14 protein-coding genes and 1 riboswitch are annotated in these 18,322 nt (G+C 30.3%); of the genes, 10 read left to right on the forward strand and 4 right to left on the reverse strand.

What is annotated here, in order from left to right; all coding sequences use genetic code 11:
* Positions 1–14 precede the first annotated feature (14 nt).
* Positions 15–1,532 (forward strand): hypothetical protein, encoded by a 1,518-nt coding sequence (locus D4Z93_RS05090; RefSeq protein WP_119970954.1) that lies wholly within the window; start codon positions 15–17, stop codon positions 1,530–1,532.
* A 354-nt stretch (positions 1,533–1,886) separates the two neighbouring features.
* On the opposite strand, the gene D4Z93_RS05095 is transcribed toward D4Z93_RS05090, so the two are convergent.
* Complete coding sequence (locus tag D4Z93_RS05095) at positions 1,887–2,807, reverse strand: metal ABC transporter substrate-binding protein (RefSeq protein WP_119970956.1); 921 nt, start codon at positions 2,805–2,807, stop codon at positions 1,887–1,889.
* A 100-nt stretch (positions 2,808–2,907) separates the two neighbouring features.
* Between D4Z93_RS05095 and D4Z93_RS05100 the strand changes: the two genes are divergently transcribed.
* From D4Z93_RS05100 to D4Z93_RS05120, 5 genes are all read left to right on the forward strand, one after another.
* Positions 2,908–3,585: a metal ABC transporter ATP-binding protein gene (locus D4Z93_RS05100; protein ID WP_119970958.1), complete on the forward strand. Its 678-nt coding sequence runs from the start codon at positions 2,908–2,910 to the stop codon at positions 3,583–3,585.
* Positions 3,578–4,420, forward strand: a complete 843-nt coding sequence (locus D4Z93_RS05105) for a metal ABC transporter permease (RefSeq protein ID WP_119970960.1) — start codon at positions 3,578–3,580, stop codon at positions 4,418–4,420. Before D4Z93_RS05100 ends, D4Z93_RS05105 begins: the two co-directional genes overlap by 8 nt.
* 63 nt (positions 4,421–4,483) lie before the next feature.
* Positions 4,484–4,591: riboswitch (TPP riboswitch) on the forward strand.
* A gap of 84 nt (positions 4,592–4,675) precedes the next feature.
* The gene (gene thiC, locus D4Z93_RS05110; RefSeq protein ID WP_119970962.1) at positions 4,676–5,989 is read left to right on the forward strand and encodes a phosphomethylpyrimidine synthase ThiC; all 1,314 of its coding nucleotides are present in this window, start codon (positions 4,676–4,678) and stop codon (positions 5,987–5,989) included.
* 215 nt (positions 5,990–6,204) lie between these two features.
* A complete protein-coding gene (locus D4Z93_RS05115; protein ID WP_119970964.1) occupies positions 6,205–8,226 on the forward strand; it encodes a methyl-accepting chemotaxis protein in 2,022 nt (673 codons plus the stop codon).
* A gap of 167 nt (positions 8,227–8,393) precedes the next feature.
* A complete protein-coding gene (locus tag D4Z93_RS05120; protein ID WP_119970966.1) occupies positions 8,394–10,415 on the forward strand; it encodes a methyl-accepting chemotaxis protein in 2,022 nt (673 codons plus the stop codon).
* Between the two features lie 72 nt (positions 10,416–10,487).
* Here the strand turns inward: D4Z93_RS05120 and D4Z93_RS13465 are convergent, their stop codons facing one another.
* Both D4Z93_RS13465 and D4Z93_RS05130 read right to left on the reverse strand, forming a co-directional pair.
* Positions 10,488–10,943 (reverse strand): hypothetical protein, encoded by a 456-nt coding sequence (locus tag D4Z93_RS13465; protein WP_243105984.1) that lies wholly within the window; start codon positions 10,941–10,943, stop codon positions 10,488–10,490.
* A gap of 34 nt (positions 10,944–10,977) precedes the next feature.
* Positions 10,978–11,421 (reverse strand): cell wall hydrolase, encoded by a 444-nt coding sequence (locus D4Z93_RS05130; RefSeq protein ID WP_119970967.1) that lies wholly within the window; start codon positions 11,419–11,421, stop codon positions 10,978–10,980.
* Positions 11,422–11,648: 227 nt separating this feature from the next.
* Here D4Z93_RS05130 and D4Z93_RS05135 point away from each other — a divergent pair, with 227 nt between their 5' ends.
* The 3 genes from D4Z93_RS05135 (at position 11,649) to asnB (ending at position 15,033) form a co-directional block, all read left to right on the forward strand.
* Positions 11,649–12,515, forward strand: coding sequence for a tRNA 2-thiocytidine biosynthesis TtcA family protein (locus tag D4Z93_RS05135; RefSeq protein ID WP_119970969.1), 867 nt, complete (start codon positions 11,649–11,651; stop codon positions 12,513–12,515).
* A gap of 106 nt (positions 12,516–12,621) precedes the next feature.
* Positions 12,622–12,813: an alpha/beta-type small acid-soluble spore protein gene (locus D4Z93_RS05140; RefSeq protein ID WP_119970971.1), complete on the forward strand. Its 192-nt coding sequence runs from the start codon at positions 12,622–12,624 to the stop codon at positions 12,811–12,813.
* A 378-nt stretch (positions 12,814–13,191) separates the two neighbouring features.
* Positions 13,192–15,033 carry an asparagine synthase (glutamine-hydrolyzing) gene (asnB, locus tag D4Z93_RS05145; RefSeq protein ID WP_119970972.1) on the forward strand — a complete coding sequence of 614 codons (1,842 nt, stop codon included), beginning with the start codon at positions 13,192–13,194 and terminating at the stop codon, positions 15,031–15,033.
* A 1,247-nt stretch (positions 15,034–16,280) separates the two neighbouring features.
* Here the strand turns inward: asnB and D4Z93_RS05150 are convergent.
* Complete coding sequence (locus D4Z93_RS05150) at positions 16,281–16,841, reverse strand: helix-turn-helix domain-containing protein (RefSeq protein ID WP_119970974.1); 561 nt, start codon at positions 16,839–16,841, stop codon at positions 16,281–16,283.
* A gap of 591 nt (positions 16,842–17,432) precedes the next feature.
* On the opposite strand from D4Z93_RS05150, the gene D4Z93_RS05155 reads away from it, so the two are divergent.
* A complete protein-coding gene (locus D4Z93_RS05155) occupies positions 17,433–18,317 on the forward strand; it encodes a trans-4-hydroxy-L-proline dehydratase activase (protein WP_119974235.1) in 885 nt (294 codons plus the stop codon).
* The last annotated feature ends 5 nt before the right edge of the window (positions 18,318–18,322 follow it).

Consider the following 18,322-nt stretch of genomic DNA (forward strand, 5'->3'; position numbering starts at 1 on the left):
TACAGGTGATTTTTATGTCTGAAAAATATTGGCCGGAAACGGTTATACTTTGGGGAGCTGGGGCTACTAAATCCCTTGGACTTTATGCAACTAGAGAATTAATACAGATTGTAGTAAAAATAAATAAAAATGATTTTTCATTTTTGGAGGGTAAAAATGAAAAATTGAGATATGCTTTCAAGAAGTTGGTCACCGAGGATTTAGTAAAAGACCCCATACTGTGTAAGATATATGATTTAGAAGCCCTTCAGCTTATAATAGGAACAAATACAAAGGTAAATATGCATGAGCTTTTTACAATGCTTGATCAATTGATTGGCAATAAAATGGGATTTAATGCATTTATATCTGGAAAAACTTATTTTTTAAGAAGAGAAAGAGTAGAAGGAGCCAAAAGATGTCTTATTTTACTTATTGAGGAATTAGAAAGATTAAGTATACAGTTTGAGCCTGGATATATGAATAAAGATGAACTTACACCATATTATGAATTTTCAAGGACACTTACAGACCTTATGAAAGAAGAGGCATTTGAATTTGATAAGAGAGGATATGTAAGAACAAGCAGAAGGTTTTATTTATATTCATATGCAATTATATCTTTTAATTGGGATCCAATAATAATGTGGAATATTTTTAATGCACATAAAGAATTTAATGATAAGTCGGTATTTTTGAATTGTGGATTAAAATTAAGATTATTTGATGATTTTGGTACACAGATAGCTGGAAAGAAAATAGACAGTATTAATAATGAGATATGGTATACTGTTGGAGAACCTCAATGTAAAAGAATAAATGATTATGAATATCCATCTAGAATTATACGTATTGGGAAGATATTATTTCCACATGGAATTTTTGATTCAAGAGTATGCCCGGAATGTGGTAAATATATAACTACTTTTGGTGGAAGTTGGTGTAGGTTATCTACTGAAGTTTTTGGACCATCTATAGTAGATGAATTGCAGAAAAACTGGAAATATAGAAGCGAGAAGGAATTGAAAAGCAGACATGGGGCAATAGAATGTCCTTATTGTGGACAAATAACATATCCGTCTGATATGCCGCTTATAATGCAAACAATGGCTAAAAAGCAAAGTATTGCACCACTTGAGGAGGTTAAAACAGAAGTTGGCCTTTTGATGAAAAATGCAAAACATATAGTATTTGCAGGGTATAGTCTTCCGATAGATGATATAATGGTGAAAACTTTTTTTATGTCGTCTATAGCTGGAAATGATAAGAGAAGATTAAAATGTACTGTTCTAAATTATGATAAAGACTATTCAGAATGTGGATGGATTACCGGAGATAAGATATCAGATTATCTAAAGTGCAGTACAAATAAAGAAGTATCTGAGTGTATAGAAAATGTCTGTGATATATTTGATATAGAAAATGTACGTGTATCCTTGGAGGGAATACCAAATATATTTATGGAGAATGGAAAGTGCAGCAGAGAAAAAATAAAGGATTTATTATATCCGAAAGAATATTTTAAAGGAGGATTTCCAATAACCAGGGATTAACTTTGTGGAGGTACTTTTCATTAAAGTAAATTAATATGTCGATTTAGAAATTTATAGGGTTTATAACTGAAAGCTTAACTTATGCTCCGGCCGGGATTTCCAAAATACGTCACGTAAAAAATTTCTAGTAAGTGTAAGCTTGCGTTCATAAAAATCTAAGCAGATTTTATAAACTCGCAGGCTCAAACATATAAAATCCACTAAGATTTTTAAGAACGCTTCACTAACACTTACTACAAAATTTTTTAATGTGCCTAAATTTTAGAAATCCCGGTCTACGCATAAGTTAAGCTTAGAATTACAAACCCTATATAAATATAAACTGAGTAATTGCCGGTAATTTTTTGCCGGCAATTACTTTAAACTGTTGTAAATTAAATCTAAATTTGAAGCCATAGATTGTAAATAATCTTTATTGTCCTCTTTGCTTTCAATTGTGTATATTTTTTTAACTTTTGCATTGACTTCTGATGCCAGAGTTTCAGATATTTTGGGGCTTACCATTTCTTCAACAAATATAGTTTTAATTTTATTTTTTCTGCAGTAATCAGTAAGTAACTTTAGTTGTTTTGCACTTGGCTCTTCAGATGCAAATACATCTTCTATACTTCTTTGTTCTAATCCGTAATCTCTGCAGAGATATGCAAATGCAGCATGCCCTGTAACAAAACTTTTATTTGGAACTGATTTTAATTTCTCATTGTAAGAATTATATAGTGCATCTATTTTCTTAGAAAAATCATTGAAATTTTTCTCATAGTAAGATTTATTTAAGGGATCTGCCTTAACAAGTGCATCTCTTATATTTTTTGATTCAATTTTAGCGTTTTTTAGACTAAGCCATATATGAGGATCATATTGACCATGCTCCTTTATTTCATTAGAATCACCATTTTTTATAGGAGTTATTCCTTTTGAGGCATTGGTAACAATCAAATTTTTATTGTCTATTGATTCAAGGGTTTTATCTACCCAGTTTTCCATTCCAAAACCATTATATATGAAGACTTTTGAATCACTTATATTTCTCATATCCTTTACTTTGGGTTCAAAATCATGAGGTTCTGTTCCTTCTGGTACTAAGGTTTCTATATCTATTTTATCTTTACCAATAGCATAGGCAAATTCACGAAGAGCGTTAAATGTAACTACAACTCTTATTTTTGAATTTGAATTCTTTACAGTATCTTTATGTATATTATTACCACATCCAGTAAAAAATAATATTATAGTTGCAGTTATAAATATGGCAAGCACTTTTTTTGTCTTCAACATATTATCACTCCTAAAAATTTATGTTGCAAATCATTTGCATTTACATATATAATATATTATGTGAATTGAATTTGTCAATAAATAATAGGAGGACATATACATGCTTAAGATCAATAATTTATATTTTTCTTATAATAATCTTGCGCCATATATATTAAATAATATTAATCTTACTATAAAAGATGGAGAATATGTTTCTATATTGGGCGAAAATGGTTGTGGAAAATCAACATTGATAAAATTAATACTTAATATATTATCGCCTACAAGTGGCACTATAGTTAATGATGCTAAGAATGTCGGATATGTAGCACAAAAATCTGATTTTTTAAACTCTGATTTTCCAATTACAGTTTATGAAATGCTTGATTGTTATAGAAAAATATTAAAAATAAAGGATAAAAAAATAGTTGAAAAGAGCCTGGATAGAGTGAGTATGTTAAAATTTAAAAATTCATTAATAGGCAATTTATCAGGAGGACAATGTCAAAAAGTATTTATAGCAAGAGCATTAATGGGAAATCCTCATTTGCTTATTTTAGATGAGCCGTCTACTGGTGTTGATATAAAAAGCCAAAGAGAGATTTATTCATTGATTAAAAGTTTAAACAGAGATACAGGTATAACGGTCATATCAATAGAACACAACCTTAAGGCAGCGATTTCAAATTCATCTCTTATATATCACATTGCAAATGGTAATGGACATATGTGCAAACCAGAAACGTACATTAATGAATACGTGGAAGCCAATGGAGGTAATAAATTTTATGTTTGATTATACATTCATGCGAAATGCTTTTGCAATAGCAATCCTAATTTCTATTTTATGCCCCTGTATAGGTATATTTTTAGTGCTTAGAAGATATTCCATGATAGGAGATACTCTTTCGCATACTTCACTTGCTGGAGTTGCGGTAGGACTTTTGGCACAAAAAAATCCTATTGCTGTTGCATTTTTGTTTACTTCAATATGTGGAGTTTTAATTGAATTTTTGAGGAATTATTTTAAAAAGTATGCAGAACTTATACTTGTCATAGTGATGTCATTAGGTGTAGGAATTGCAATTACGATAATGAGTTCTGGAGAACTTCATACAAATGTTGATTCATTTATATTTGGAAGTATCCTTACAGTAACTAAGGAAGATTTATATACGGTTTTAATACTTAGTATAATATCATATATATTGATGTTTTTCCTGTATAATCAACTTGTCTTCATTGCTTTTGATGAAGAAGCAGCAACAATATCTGGAATCAGGGTTAAACTTGTAAATTATATATTTTTAATATTGGTTGCTGCTACAGTTTCTGTTTCAATAAGAATAGTTGGAGTTCTTGTTTTGAGTTCAATGATTGCACTGCCAGTAGCAACTGCACTGCAACTTAAAAGAGGATTTAAAATTACTCTTGTATCTTCAATACTATTTAGTGTTGTGGATGTTTTAATAGGTCTATTTTCTTCATATTATATTGGCTGTGCGCCAGGAGGTTTGATTGCATTGTCATCCGTTATTATGCTGACTTTAGTGATGTCAATTAAAAAGATAGCATTTGTCAACTATTCCTATAAATTATCGAGTAAAAATATTATAAAAGAGAATAATTAAAGAATTTAAGTCTGATGATTATTGACATATACATGAATATGTGATATTAATTAGTTAAATAATAGTATTGTTTTGGGGAGCCTGTATTATAGGCTGAGAGTGAGATAGAATCTTAGACCCGTACTACCTGATTTGGGTAATGCCAACGTAGGAAAAACTTTACATAACTTTAAATATAGAGTTGTATAAAAAGTTTAGATAGGGAAGCATTACATGTTTCTCTATTTTTTTATGCAAAAAAGGAGATGTATTAAAATGGATTATACGACACAAATGGATGCAGCAAGAAAAGGGATAATTACAGATGAAATTAAGACAGTGGCAGAAAAAGAGAATATGGATGTTAATGAACTTATGAAACTTATTGCAGAGGGAAAGGTTGTTGTTCCAGCTAATAAAAATCACAAAAATTTAAGTGCAGAGGGAGTTGGAAAGAGATTAAAAACAAAAATAAATGTAAACTTAGGTATTTCAAAAGATTGCTGTAATATTGATTTAGAACTTGATAAGGTGAAAAAAGCAATAGATATGAAGGCAGAGGCTATAATGGATTTAAGCTGTTTTGGAAAAACCAAAGAATTTAGGACAAGGCTTATAGGTATGTCACCAGCTATGATAGGCACTGTACCTATGTATGATGCTGTTGGTTTTTATGATAAGGAATTAAAGGATATATCAGCTGAGGAACTTTTGGGAGTTATAGAGACGCATGCAAAAGATGGTGTTGATTTTATGACTATACATGCAGGTATAAATAGAGAAACAGCAGAAGTATTTAATAGAAATCCAAGACTCATGAATTTTGTATCCAGAGGAGGAAGTCTTCTTTATGCATGGATGAAACTAAATAATAAAGAAAATCCATTTTATGAATATTTTGATAAGGTTCTTGATATATGTGAAAAGTACGATGTTACAATAAGTCTTGGAGATGCATGCAGACCTGGATGTTTGAATGATTCAACGGATGCAAGTCAAATTAAAGAACTTATGACACTGGGAGAACTTGCGAAGAGAGCCTGGAAAAGAAATGTACAGGTAATGATAGAAGGACCAGGGCATATGGCTTTAAATGAAATAGAAGCTAATATGATGATGGAAAAAAAGTTATGTCATGATGCACCATTTTATGTTCTAGGACCTATTGTGACTGATATAGCACCAGGCTACGATCATATAACTAGTGCAATTGGCGGAGCAATTGCAGCAACCTACGGGGCTGATTTTTTATGTTATGTAACACCGGCAGAGCATTTAAGACTACCAGATTTAGATGACATGAAGGAAGGCATTATAGCAACTAAAATAGCAGCACATGCAGCAGATATTGCAAAAGGTGTCAATGGAGCTAGAGATATAGATAATAGTATGGCTAAAGCAAGAAGAGAACTTGACTGGAATAAAATGTTTGAATTTGCAATAGATCCAGATAAGGCTAGAATGTATAGAGAGAGCTCTAGACCGGAAGACGAAAAAACTTGTACAATGTGTGGAAAAATGTGCGCTGTTAGGAATATGAATAAAGTTATGGAGGGTAAAAATATAAATATATTAAGAGATGATAATTAAATTTTGAAGTTATAAAATTTATTAAAAGAACTGCTGAATAATATCAGCAGTTCTTCTTTTTTTGTCGGTATTTGTGTTAAATAGCAATAAGTTGATATTTTATATGATTATTATAACTAAAAAGGTTAATCTTAAAGATATATTAATAAATATGGTATTATCTACGATAATTGAATTGTAATATTTTAATATGAGTTACTTAAGGAGGAATTTATATGAGAAACAATGCAATATTAAAGAAGTCTGTGAAATTTAAGATCTTAAGAATACCGATAATTATAATTTTTGTTGTAGTAGCCCTAATAGCGTGTATGTCTATATATGAAGTGAAAAGTAAAATATTGCTGCAGATGGAGACAGATGGACTGGTGATGGCAGATCATGTTTCGAGTGAAATAGAGAGAAATAATAGTTCTATAGATGAATTAAATGGATCTATAGATACTAGAGTAAAGACTTTAAGTAGCTTTTTAAATGCTAATATGGACAAGGCAAATGATGATTATTTGACTTTACTTTCTAAACAGTTTGAAGTTAATGAAATAAATATTGCTGATCCATCTGGAAAAACTATATATACAAATTTGCCAACAAATGTGGGTTATGTGTACGATAGTAAAACGGATGCATATAGGGTTCTGAAGGGAGAAAAGAATTTCTCTATGGAGGATATAAGAAAAAGTACACTATCAAATGATTATTATAAGTATGGAAGTATGCGCCTGGATAATGGAGGTATAGTTCAGATAGGAATTTTAGCAAATGCTGTCCAAAAGTTGACATCTAATCTAGAAATGCAAAATTTTATGCAATCTTTGGTTAAGGATAAGAGTGTTGTATATGCAGCATTTATAGGCAGTGATTTAAAAATAAAGGCTCATAGTGATAAAACTAGAGTAGGCATCACTGTAAATGATATTGGCAGTAAAACTGCGGCTGCTCACGGAAAGACGTATTCTTCTCAATATAAATATGAAAATAAGATACCAGTATATGATGTTTTGGTTCCTGTCTCTAAAAATGGTAAAACTATAGGTGCAGTTGATCTTGGCATGTCTATGGAGAATGTAAATAAAACAGTACGTATGATTACAATACTTATTATTGTTTTAGCTCTTGCAGCATTTCTTATAGCTGTATTTATGCTTACCAAGGTATCAAAGAGCATAACTTCTCCTTTAGATGAATTAGTTATTTTTGCCAAAAAAATAGAGGATGGAGATTTAAATAATGAAATAGACATAAAAAGCGAAGATGAAATTGGTGTTTTAGCACGCAGCTTTAAGAACATGGGTAATGGCTTAAAGGATACCATAGCTTCTATAAAAGAAAACTCTGAAAAGGTCCAAGTTATGTCAAATGATTTGAATACTAATGCGGAACATATGACAAGTGCTGCAAATGAAGTTTCAGGAGCTGTCCAGGAAGTTGCGGAGGGAACTACAAAGCAATCTGAGGATTTGGTTTCTATATCAGAAAGCATGGAGAGACTGGGAGAAGAAATTCAAAATATATTTGATAAGCTTTCTCATGTGGAAGAAACATCTAATATTACAAAAGATAAGGCGGACAATGGCAAAAAAGAAATAAATATACTTTTGAAATCAATTACTGATGTAAAGGATTCATTTGAGGAAGTAGTTAAGAAAATAAATAATCTTGATAAAAGTGTTTCTAAAGTTGGAGGTATTACTGAGGTAATAAATGATATATCAGAACAAACCAATCTTTTGGCGCTAAATGCTGCAATAGAGGCGTCACGAGCAGGAGAAGCCGGAAGAGGTTTTTCAGTTGTAGCTGAAGAAGTTAGAACTTTAGCAGAGCAATCCCAGCAATCAACAGCTGAGATACAGGAACTTATTCAATCTATAAGTAATGAAACAAAAAATGTAATCTCAACTTCAAGTAAAGTTAAAGGTGTAGTTCAAGATCAGTCTTCAATAGTGGATAGCACAATGAAATCATTTGATGAAATGTCAGAGTCTATAGATAAAATAAAGCCACTTGTTGATGATGCATATAGATCTATAAAAGTTACTAATGAATCAAAAGATAGTATTTCCGGGAAAATTGAATCAGTAACCGCAGTGTCCGAGGAGACATCTGCATCTTCTGAAGAAATAGCAGCATCATCGGAAGAAATGTTTGCATCTTCTGAAAATGTTGCAAAATTTTCTGGTGATTTAAAGAAAGTTGTAAATGAACTTGAGCAAAAAATATCCAGATTTAAGATTTAAATAATTTATCTTAGAACTTTTAGTTCATATTAAGAACTAAAAGTTCTATTTTTTTTACAATTAAATAATTTATTGTATTATTTTAGATTTTATTGTAATATTTATATGTATCAAACGCGTACAAATTTACATAAATGTACGTCAATTTATTTAGAGGAGGAAAGTATATGAAAAATGATGATGGTATTCAAAAGTCTATAAAATTTAAAATCTTATCGGTCCCTATAATTATAATATTAATTGCAATTATTATTTTATCTGGTGTGTCAATATACATATCTAGAAATAAAATTCTATTTCAGATGAAAACCGATGGAATTGTTATGGCAAATCATGTTGTAAATGAAATCCAGAGAAATAGTAATTCTATTGATGAATTAAATAGTTCAATAAATACTAGAATAGAAACATTGGGAGGTTTTCTTGTAAGTAATTCAGATAAGATAAATAATGACTATTTAACACTTATGGCAAAACAATTTCAAGTTGATGAAATCAATGTGACTGACCCTTCGGGAAAGATAATTTACTCAAATATACCTGCAAGTTTAGATCAGGTATTTGATAGTAAAACCGATGCCTATAAAGTTTTAACGGGACAAAAAAGTGTATCTATAGAAAATATTAGAAAAAGCCGTGAAACAAGTAATTATTTTAAGTATGGTTCACTGAAGAAAGATGATGGGGGGATTATTCAAATAGGAATCCTGGCAAATAAGGTTCAAAAATTGACATCAAATTTGGAAATCCAGAATTTGATGGAAAATTTAGTTAAGGATAAAAGCGTGGTATTTGCTTCATTTATAAATGAGGATTTTAAAGTAACCGCTCATAGTGAGAAGAGTCAAGTTGGAACTGTTGTAAACGATAAAATGGAAAAGGACGCTATTACTAATGGAAAAATTTATACGTCTGAATATAAATATAAAGATAAAACGTCAGTTTATAACATAATAGTTCCTGTTGTTCAGAATGGTAAAAATGTAGGAGCATTTGATATAGGTATGTCTCTTCAGAATGCAAATAAGACGTTGTTTGAAATTATGGGCATTGTGATTATTTTGGCACTTATAGCATTCTTGCTGGCAGCATTTATATTAATTAAAGTGTCGAGAAGTATAACATTACCTTTGAATTCACTCGTGGCTGCAGCTAAAAAAATAGAAGACGGTGATCTGAATAATGATATAAACATAAATAACACAGATGAAATTGGTATTTTGGCACGTAGTTTTAAAAACATGAGTGATAGTTTAAAGAATACAATAGGCTCAATAAGGGAAATTTCTAATAAGGTTCAATCCATGTCAGACAATTTGAATACAAATGCTTCCCATATGACAAGTGCTGCAAATGAGGTCGCTGATTCTGTACAAGGGGTTGCTAAAGGTACAACAAAACAATCTGAAGATCTTATTTCTGTATCAGGAAGCATGGACAAACTTGACCAAGAAATTCAAAGTATATTTGACAAATTTTCTTATATTGAAAAGACATCTAAATCGTCAAAGGATAAATCTGATAATGGAAAGAATAATATGAAGCTGCTTTTAAAGTCAATAAAAGATGTTAAAAATTCATTTGAAGAGGCATCAAGGAAAATAAACAGTCTGGATTCAAGTGTTTCCAGGGTTGGAAATATTACAAAAGTTATAAACGATATATCGGAACAGACAAACTTATTGGCATTGAATGCTGCTATAGAAGCGTCAAGGGCAGGAGAAGCTGGAAGAGGATTTTCTGTTGTAGCTGAGGAAGTTAGAAACTTGGCAGAGCAATCACAGCAATCAACATCTGAGATACAAGGGTTGATTCAATCTATAAGTGTTGAAAGTAGGGATGTAATTTCTACTTCAGATAAGGTGAAAGATGTGGTTCAAAGTCAATCAGGCATAGTAGATAGTACCATTTCCTCATTTGAAGAAATGTCATTATTTATAGAAAAGCTTGGACCTTTAGTAGATGAGGCATATAAATCTATAAAATCAACTAATGAATCGAAGAATATAATTGCAGGTAAAATTGAATCTGTAACTACGGTTTCAGAAGAAACCTCAGCATCTTCTGAAGAAATAGCTGCATCCTCCGAAGAGATGTATGCATCATCAGAGAATGTTACAAAGTTATCTGATGAATTAAAGAAGATTGTAACTGAACTTGAACATAAAATATCTAAATTCAAAATTTAATGATTATATTTAAAACTTTTAAAGAATTAGAGCTAACCTATAGATAAGTTAGCTCTAATTTAATGTGTACTATTAAGGAAATATATTTACGAATTTTATAGAGTATATATCTCCAAGAGTCAGCTCTCCAGTACTTTCTTCCTTTAAAATAACATAACTTATGCCGACGTCTGTAAGTATACCTGTACGATCCTGTAGATTATTTGTACCAAGTAAAAATGTCATCCTAACTCTCTTGCCTATTTTAGTTTTTAAATATCCCTGAGTATATTCAGTCCCTAGATTTGTAGGAGCACCAGGGGCTTCTGCAAAATCAGATGTCTGATTTTGAGATTGTGTTGTCGCCGCCACTCTAGAAGGTGGGTCTATTTGTGTGTTAGTACTAGTAGAATGTTCTGCACCCTGAGTATCGCTAGTTTTTGAAGTATTAGTCATTTGGTCGTATGGGAACATATTTGAACCCGGAAAGTTAGGCGGTACGGTTCTATAGAAACAGTTCGTGCAATATGAATTAAAATCAGGAAACATCCAATTACCTCCACTTTGAATATTGATCAAAAAATTAAGTTTTAGCATAGAGTTCAGTAGGGTTATAAAAGCAATGTTGTCCAACACTAACTTGAAAACTACCAGAACCATTTGGTGGAAATGTATATGGGCAGTCAGGTGCAAATGGATTGAAGTACCATAAAGAATAACCAATATTATATAATCTATTACCAGCTAATGCCCAATCTGCTATATCATAGTGAATTTGATCGGGTGGATTTGCCCATATTGTTTGTGGGTTAGCAACACCACCCAATATTGATCTCATACAATCAAATTGACCTTTTTGATAAATTACTTTTCTGATATCTCCCTGACCTACCCGGTGATATTCACCGTAAGGGACTCTTACCCTATTCATGATAACAGTTGCAACTGCCTTCATACCGATTTCGCCTTCTCCACCAGCTTCACACTTTACGATACGTGCGAGCAATTCTCTATTTGAGTAAGACATATATTTTCACCTCATTTTGAATACAATATTTGTTTTGTAAGGCAGTTATAACATTTTTAAATTATATAATTATATAATTTAAAGCCTCCAATAAAATTAATTACACAATATTATATTATGAATGATATCAAATATATGTTACATAAATTAATAAACTTAAAGTAATTAAAAGGACAAATTTTTAGTAAAGTGATATAATAACTTCGTAAAAGATTAGGAGTGATATAATGAATGATATTGCAGGAAACGGCTGCGAGGTTATGGTTCCATATAATGAAAGAAAACCTCTTAGTGAAATAGAGAATAGTATCAGTAAAACTTATAAAAAACATATATGGTCTAAATTTGTGAAAGCTATAAAAGATTTTAAGCTTATAGAAGAAGGAGATAGAATTGCAGTAGCTGTATCTGGTGGCAAAGATAGTTTGCTTATGGCTAAATTATTTCAAAAATTAAATAAACATTCGCAGATTAAATTTGAAGTTGAATATATATCTATGGATCCCGGATATCATCCAGACATAAGAAAGCTTTTAATTGATAACTGTGAATACTTAAATATACCAATACATTTATTTAATTCAGATATATTTGAAGTAGTAAATCATATAGCGAAGGATTATCCATGTTATATGTGTGCAAGAATGCGAAGAGGAATTTTGTATTCAAAGGCAAAAGAATTAGGATGTAATAAGCTTGCACTTGGACACCACTTCAATGATGTTATAGAGACAACATTATTAAATATATTTTATTCTGGTAATTTTAAGACTATGCTGCCGAAATTAAAGGCAACCAATTTTAAAGGCCTTGAACTTATAAGACCGCTTTATTATGTAGAAGAGGATTATATTAAAAGATTTATAAAAAGAAGTGGAATTTGGCCGCTTAATTGTGCCTGTATGGTTGCAGCAAAAAAGACGGGAAATAAGAGATATGAAATAAAAGATTTAATTCAGGAATTAAAAGGAAATTTTAAAGATGTTGAAAAATCAATTTTTAAAGCTGCCCAAAATGTAAATATGGATTCTATAGTAGGATGGCAAAAAGATGGAGAAAAGTATTCTTTTTTAGATAATTATAATCAGAAATAAGTACATGTTGTACCATTAATTACATGATTAATTTTTCTTTTAAAGTACAAACTATGATTACAATAAAGTATAGTACAAAATACAATATAAAGAGGAGGAATTAATTATGTCATATAATAAAGTTTTAGTACCAGAGGCAAAGGAAGCTTTAAATCAATTTAAAATGGAAGCTGCAAGAGAAGTAGGAGTAACTCTTAAAGATGGTTACAATGGTGACTTAACATCCAGACAGAATGGTTCCGTTGGAGGACAGATGGTTAAAAAGATGATTCAAACATATGAACAGAGCATGAAATAATAATATACATTAATGGTGTCCTGAGCGTTGCTTAAGGCACCATTAATTTTATAGGGTTTGTAATTCCAAGCTTGAATTATATGTAAGCTTTCATTTTCAAAATTTGTCACGTAAAAAACTTCTAGTAAGTCTAAGTTCGTATTTATAAAAATTTAAGCAGATTTTATAAACTCGCAGGCTCAAACATATAAAATCTACTAAGATTTTCAAAAATACTTCACTAAGGCTTACCAAAAATTTTTTAATGTGCCTACATTTTGGAAATGTCAGCTTACGTATAACTTAAACTTGGAATTACAAATCCTATATGTAACTTAATTTTATGAGAAACATAATATAATTTAAGAAGCTATAATATAAAAGAATGGTGATATTATTATGTGTGGAATAGCAGGAATTGTCAACTTTAATAGAAATCTAACGGATGATAAAAATATAATAGAATCTATGACAGATACATTAAAGAAAAGAGGACCTGATTCGTATGGATATTATATATCTCATGATGTTCTGTTTGGACACAGGAGGCTTATAGTTGTAGATCCGGAAGGTGGAGTTCAACCAATGATTAAATTCTGTCATAATAAGAAATATATAATTGTTTATAATGGAGAACTTTATAATACTGAAGAAGTGAGAAAGGATTTATTAAAAGAAGGTTATAAATTTGACTCATACTCAGATACTGAAGTACTTTTAACATCATATATACATTGGGGAGAGGATTGTGTAAACCATATAAATGGCATATTTGCTTTTGCAATTTACTGTGAAGAGGATAAGAAAGTTTTTATTGCAAGGGATCATCTTGGTGTAAAACCTCTTTTTTATTCTATAAAGGATGGAAATTTAATATTTGGATCTGAAATAAAAACTATTTTAGCACATCCAATTGTTGAGCCGATACTAACAGAAGAGGGACTTACAGAGATATTTGCACTTGGACCTGCAAGAAATTTAGGGAGCGGAGTTTTAAAGGATATATTTGAAGTTCCGCCTGCAAATTATTTAATATTTACAAAGGATGGAGTTAAAGTCAAGGAATATTGGAAACTCAAATGTTATCCACATATTGAAACTACAGATGAAACGGCTGAACATGTTAGAAATATATTAGTTGATGCGATAAAACGTCAGCTTTATGCTGATGTTCCAGTATGTACATTTTTGTCAGGAGGACTTGATTCAAGTATAATTTCTGCGGTTGCAGCAAAAGAATTTAAAGCTAGAGGTAAAGTATTAAATACTTATGCAATAGATTATGAAGATAATGAACTATATTTTAAAAATGATGGTTTTGTTATAACTACAGATAGTACTTGGGCTAAAAGGGTGTCTGAATTTATAGGAAGTAAGCACCATAAAGTGTTAAATAATAATGAAAATCTTGCAAAAGCACTTAAGAATGCGGTTGAAGCAAATGATTTACCAGGAATGGCAGACATAGATTCATCACTTTTCCTATTTTGCAGGGCAGTCAGAGAAAATAATGTTGTCGCACTTTCTGGTGAATGTGCAGATGAAATTTTTGGAGGGTATCCCTGGTTTACAAGGGAGGAAATGGTGAATGCAAATACATTTCCATGGTCGAGATTTGTAAAACAGAGGAGTGAACTCTTATCACCTCAATTTAAATCTATAAATCTACAGGAATTTGTGGACGAAAAATATAAAGAGAATATAGCTAAGGTTCCATATTTGGATACAGATACTAGATATGCAAGAAGGATGCGTGAACTGGTTTATCTAAATATAAAGTGGTTTATGATAACACTTTTAACAAGAAAAGACCGTATGAGTATGGCAAATAGTTTAGAGGTGAGGGTACCTTTTGCAGATCATAGATTAGTTGAATATGCATTTAATATTCCACCTGAAATAAGATTTTATGGAAACAGGGAAAAGGGAATATTAAGAAAGGCAGCAGAAGGAATGCTTCCAAAGGATGTAATAGAGAGAAAAAAGAGTCCATATCCAAAGACATTTGATCCGGGATATACAAGATTAGTTCAAAATTGGCTTAGGGAAATTTTAAATGACAAAACTTCACCTATACTAAATATAATAGATTTAAAGAATGTAACCGAACTCATGGAAAGTGGCGGAGAATCATATAAAACTCCTTGGTTTGGTCAACTTATGAAGGGACCACAATTAATAGCATATCTTATACAGCTTAATTTATGGCTTGAGGAATACAACGTAAAACTAGAAATGTAAAATTTATAAAATGCATATATTGCGTATTAAGCATTGTTGTAGACACATAAGTAGAATTCTTACTCCCGTGAAATACTGTAAGGCTTTGACACGTTAAAACTTTTTATAAATCTAAAACTTGTGCTGTTAAAAATCTAAAAAACCTGGATAAACTCGTACCTCAGACAGTATCCAGAACTTTAAGATTTTTAACAGCACTTCGCCAGGATTTATAGAAAAAGTTTTAAATGTGTCTTCAGCCTTACAGTACTCCACTACATAAGAATTCTACTTATGTTTACATCAAATACTTAACATACCAATAAAAGTATATAAGTGATTTTATAACTTTATGTAAATTTGATAAACTTTCTGAATATAATTTCGCCTTTAGGGGTTTATGGTGATAGCCATATTGATTTAAAAGTCCTTTACTCCATTTAAACCTAAATCATATATAATCTCACCCATTTTCTTTTATAGTATTCGCAATTTACATTATAATTCCCATGATTGTATTCTCTTTATAAAGGTTTTACGGACGGTAGTCCTTGTATACATAGTATTAATCCCGGAGGGATATTTTAAAACTACAGAAATTATAATAAATAACAAAATTTTTCCCGGTAAAAGATTAAATATATTTAAAACTAAAATAACCTACCCCTCATAAGAAGAACAGAACGCCCTAACGGGCTTGAAGGCTTACAGCCTTCCTTCTTTAAGTTATAGTAATGACTGTACTAATTTAATTATTAGGACGTTAACTTCCCGGGTATATAGTAAAACTCACATTTAAATTTAAATAATTCAATAGGACTAATCGTCCTGGAATCATTTCATTTATCTAAAATTTTAGTTAAATATCTTTTATGCCCAAAAAGATCTTAAAGTTCTGAATATACTATCTGAATTACAGGTTATTCAGACTTTTTTAGTTATCTTAACAGATGTCTAAAACTGCAATTATAGTATAAATCAATATGGCTATCGCCATAAACCCTTAAAGGAGAAATCATATTTATCAAGTTTACATAAGGTATATAATTATTTATATACTTTTATTAGTATATCAAGCATTTATTGATTTAAGTATATAACTTATAAGGACAGTTTGCCCTTATAGCCCCATATATCTATGATCAATGCTTAATACGCAATAAAGGTATGATTTTAAAATAAAATTGGAATTTAAATGCTAGATATTGCATATATATTAATACATTAAGTATTGATCTTGTTTAATTTATCTCATGTGTTTAATATAACTATTTTTTAAAAAGATTTGGAGTATGGACTGTCAGTATTTTTACGGTTTTATTTGTATTGTTCGCCCAGTTATGGTAAAGGTTTGAGTTGTAATGGGCACTGTCTCCTGGGAACAATTCATAGCTTTTATCGTTTATTAACAAAGTTAAAATTCCCTCCAGTACATATACAAATTCTTCTCCAGCATGAGGATAAAGGTTTATTTTTTCATTGTTGCTGCTTGGCAGAATTTCGAAAATTCGTGGGAGTAGATTTTTATTATCCATATCATTTGTTAATTGAAATTGTATTATTTTGTTGTTTTCAACTTCAAGTACTTGTCTTTCGTAACTTCTTAGAATAAAATTATCCTTGTTCTTTGGTTCGGTGAGAAAATAAGATAATGTAACACCTAAAGCTTCTCCTATATTGGATAATGTATCAATGGCTATGCTTGTGAGACCTCTTTCCAGCTGAGACAAATAGCCTGTGGACAAATTGGTTTTTTCACTTAAATCATTTAAGGTTAAATTATTTTGAGTCCTTAATTCTTTTATTTTTTTACCAATGTCTGAATTCATGTTGTGTCACCTCTTTTTAGTTGCTGTAATTTTTTATATGTTTATATTATTTAACAATTCCCGTTATTATTATATTATATAAGGTAATTGCTGTCCATAATAGTTTATGTATGTGAAAAATTTTCATATATATAAAATTATTATGGGCAATAAAAAGTAATAATATAACAATGTTCAAAAAATAATATATGATAGTAAATGATTAAAAAACGTTATGAAAAGGCCACATTGGTTCAATTATTGATACAGTATTTTTATATGTATGAATTTTTTTTTATATATGTAAAAAAAATAGTAGACAAAATAACAAAAATATTATAGAATATAATTAATTGATTGATACATTTTAAACAATCAATATGCTCAAATGCATTTATTGTAAATATAAAACGTTTTCTAATATAAAACTATAATTATTTAAATAGTAATCTAAATTAATTATTTAACTAGAGAAATGGTTGCAATTTCATAATAATGAAATATGTTTAATATCCTAATAAAAAAGTATGAATTATTGTAACTTTGATTTTAGTAAAAGTATAAAAAATTTTTTATTATAAGAAGGTGAGATATGTGGCAGCGGGTATAGTAATGAATATTCAAAAGTATTCAATTCATGATGGCCCTGGAATTCGTACAACAGTTTTTTTAAAGGGATGTCCACTAAATTGTTGGTGGTGTCATAATCCAGAAAGTCAAAAATCAAACCCTGAAATTATGTTCTTTAAAGAAAAATGTAAAAGTTGTGGTTTATGTTTAAAAATGTGTCCTCAAAAAGCAATAGAATTTGTGGATGGATATCCTGTAACTAATGAAGGCAAATGTAATCTTTGTGGAAAATGCACTGATTTTTGTACAAGCAATGCCAGAGAGATTATAGGAAAAGAGATGACAGTAAAGGACTTAATGAAGGAAATAATCAAAGATGAGGCATTTTATGATGAATCAAACGGTGGAGTCACATTTTCTGGAGGCGAACCTTTGATGCATGCAGATTATTTAAATGATATCCTTAGAGCTTGTAAAAATAGAGGTATTCATACAACAATTGATACCAGTGGGTATACAGATTGGAGTCAATTTGAAAAAATAATTGATAATACAGATCTTTTCTTATTTGATATAAAACACATGGACAATGAAAAGCATTTCAAATATATGGGCGTCGGCAATACTGTTATTTTAGAAAATTTGAAAAAACTTTCTGAAAGAGGCAGTAATATTTATATAAGAATGCCAATAATTGCTGGCGTAAATGATGATGACAAAAATATTGATGCAGCAGTTGATTTTATATCAAAATTAAATATAATACATGTAAACTTGTTACCTTATCATAAGATGGGTATGGACAAATATGTAAGACTTAATAAGAAATATAAGCTATCAGGTTTAGAAAAACCATCAGATGAAGTTATGGACAAAATTGCAGATAAATTTAAAAAAGCTGGGATAAAAACTAAAATAGGGGGTTAAGTATT

It is taken from the genome of Clostridium fermenticellae (assembly GCF_003600355.1).
Classification (GTDB): domain Bacteria; phylum Bacillota; class Clostridia; order Clostridiales; family Clostridiaceae; genus Clostridium_AV; species Clostridium_AV fermenticellae.

Bases quoted from the DNA above. Each gene is read 5' to 3' on its own strand.
- thiC (WP_119970962.1), top strand. From the start codon at position 4,676: ATGGATTATACGACACAAATGGATGCAGCAAGAAAAGGGATAATTACA.
- asnB (WP_119970972.1), top strand. From the start codon at position 13,192: ATGTGTGGAATAGCAGGAATTGTCAACTTTAATAGAAATCTAACGGAT.
- D4Z93_RS05105 (WP_119970960.1), top strand. From the start codon at position 3,578: ATGTTTGATTATACATTCATGCGAAATGCTTTTGCAATAGCAATCCTA.
- D4Z93_RS05100 (WP_119970958.1), top strand. From the start codon at position 2,908: ATGCTTAAGATCAATAATTTATATTTTTCTTATAATAATCTTGCGCCA.
- D4Z93_RS05150 (WP_119970974.1), bottom strand. From the start codon at position 16,841: ATGAATTCAGACATTGGTAAAAAAATAAAAGAATTAAGGACTCAAAAT.
- D4Z93_RS05120 (WP_119970966.1), top strand. From the start codon at position 8,394: ATGAAAAATGATGATGGTATTCAAAAGTCTATAAAATTTAAAATCTTA.
- D4Z93_RS05140 (WP_119970971.1), top strand. From the start codon at position 12,622: ATGTCATATAATAAAGTTTTAGTACCAGAGGCAAAGGAAGCTTTAAAT.
- D4Z93_RS05130 (WP_119970967.1), bottom strand. From the start codon at position 11,421: ATGTCTTACTCAAATAGAGAATTGCTCGCACGTATCGTAAAGTGTGAA.
- D4Z93_RS05095 (WP_119970956.1), bottom strand. From the start codon at position 2,807: ATGTTGAAGACAAAAAAAGTGCTTGCCATATTTATAACTGCAACTATA.
- D4Z93_RS05155 (WP_119974235.1), top strand. From the start codon at position 17,433: ATGAATATTCAAAAGTATTCAATTCATGATGGCCCTGGAATTCGTACA.
- D4Z93_RS05115 (WP_119970964.1), top strand. From the start codon at position 6,205: ATGAGAAACAATGCAATATTAAAGAAGTCTGTGAAATTTAAGATCTTA.
- D4Z93_RS05090 (WP_119970954.1), top strand. From the start codon at position 15: ATGTCTGAAAAATATTGGCCGGAAACGGTTATACTTTGGGGAGCTGGG.
- D4Z93_RS05135 (WP_119970969.1), top strand. From the start codon at position 11,649: ATGAATGATATTGCAGGAAACGGCTGCGAGGTTATGGTTCCATATAAT.
- D4Z93_RS13465 (WP_243105984.1), bottom strand. From the start codon at position 10,943: ATGTTTCCTGATTTTAATTCATATTGCACGAACTGTTTCTATAGAACC.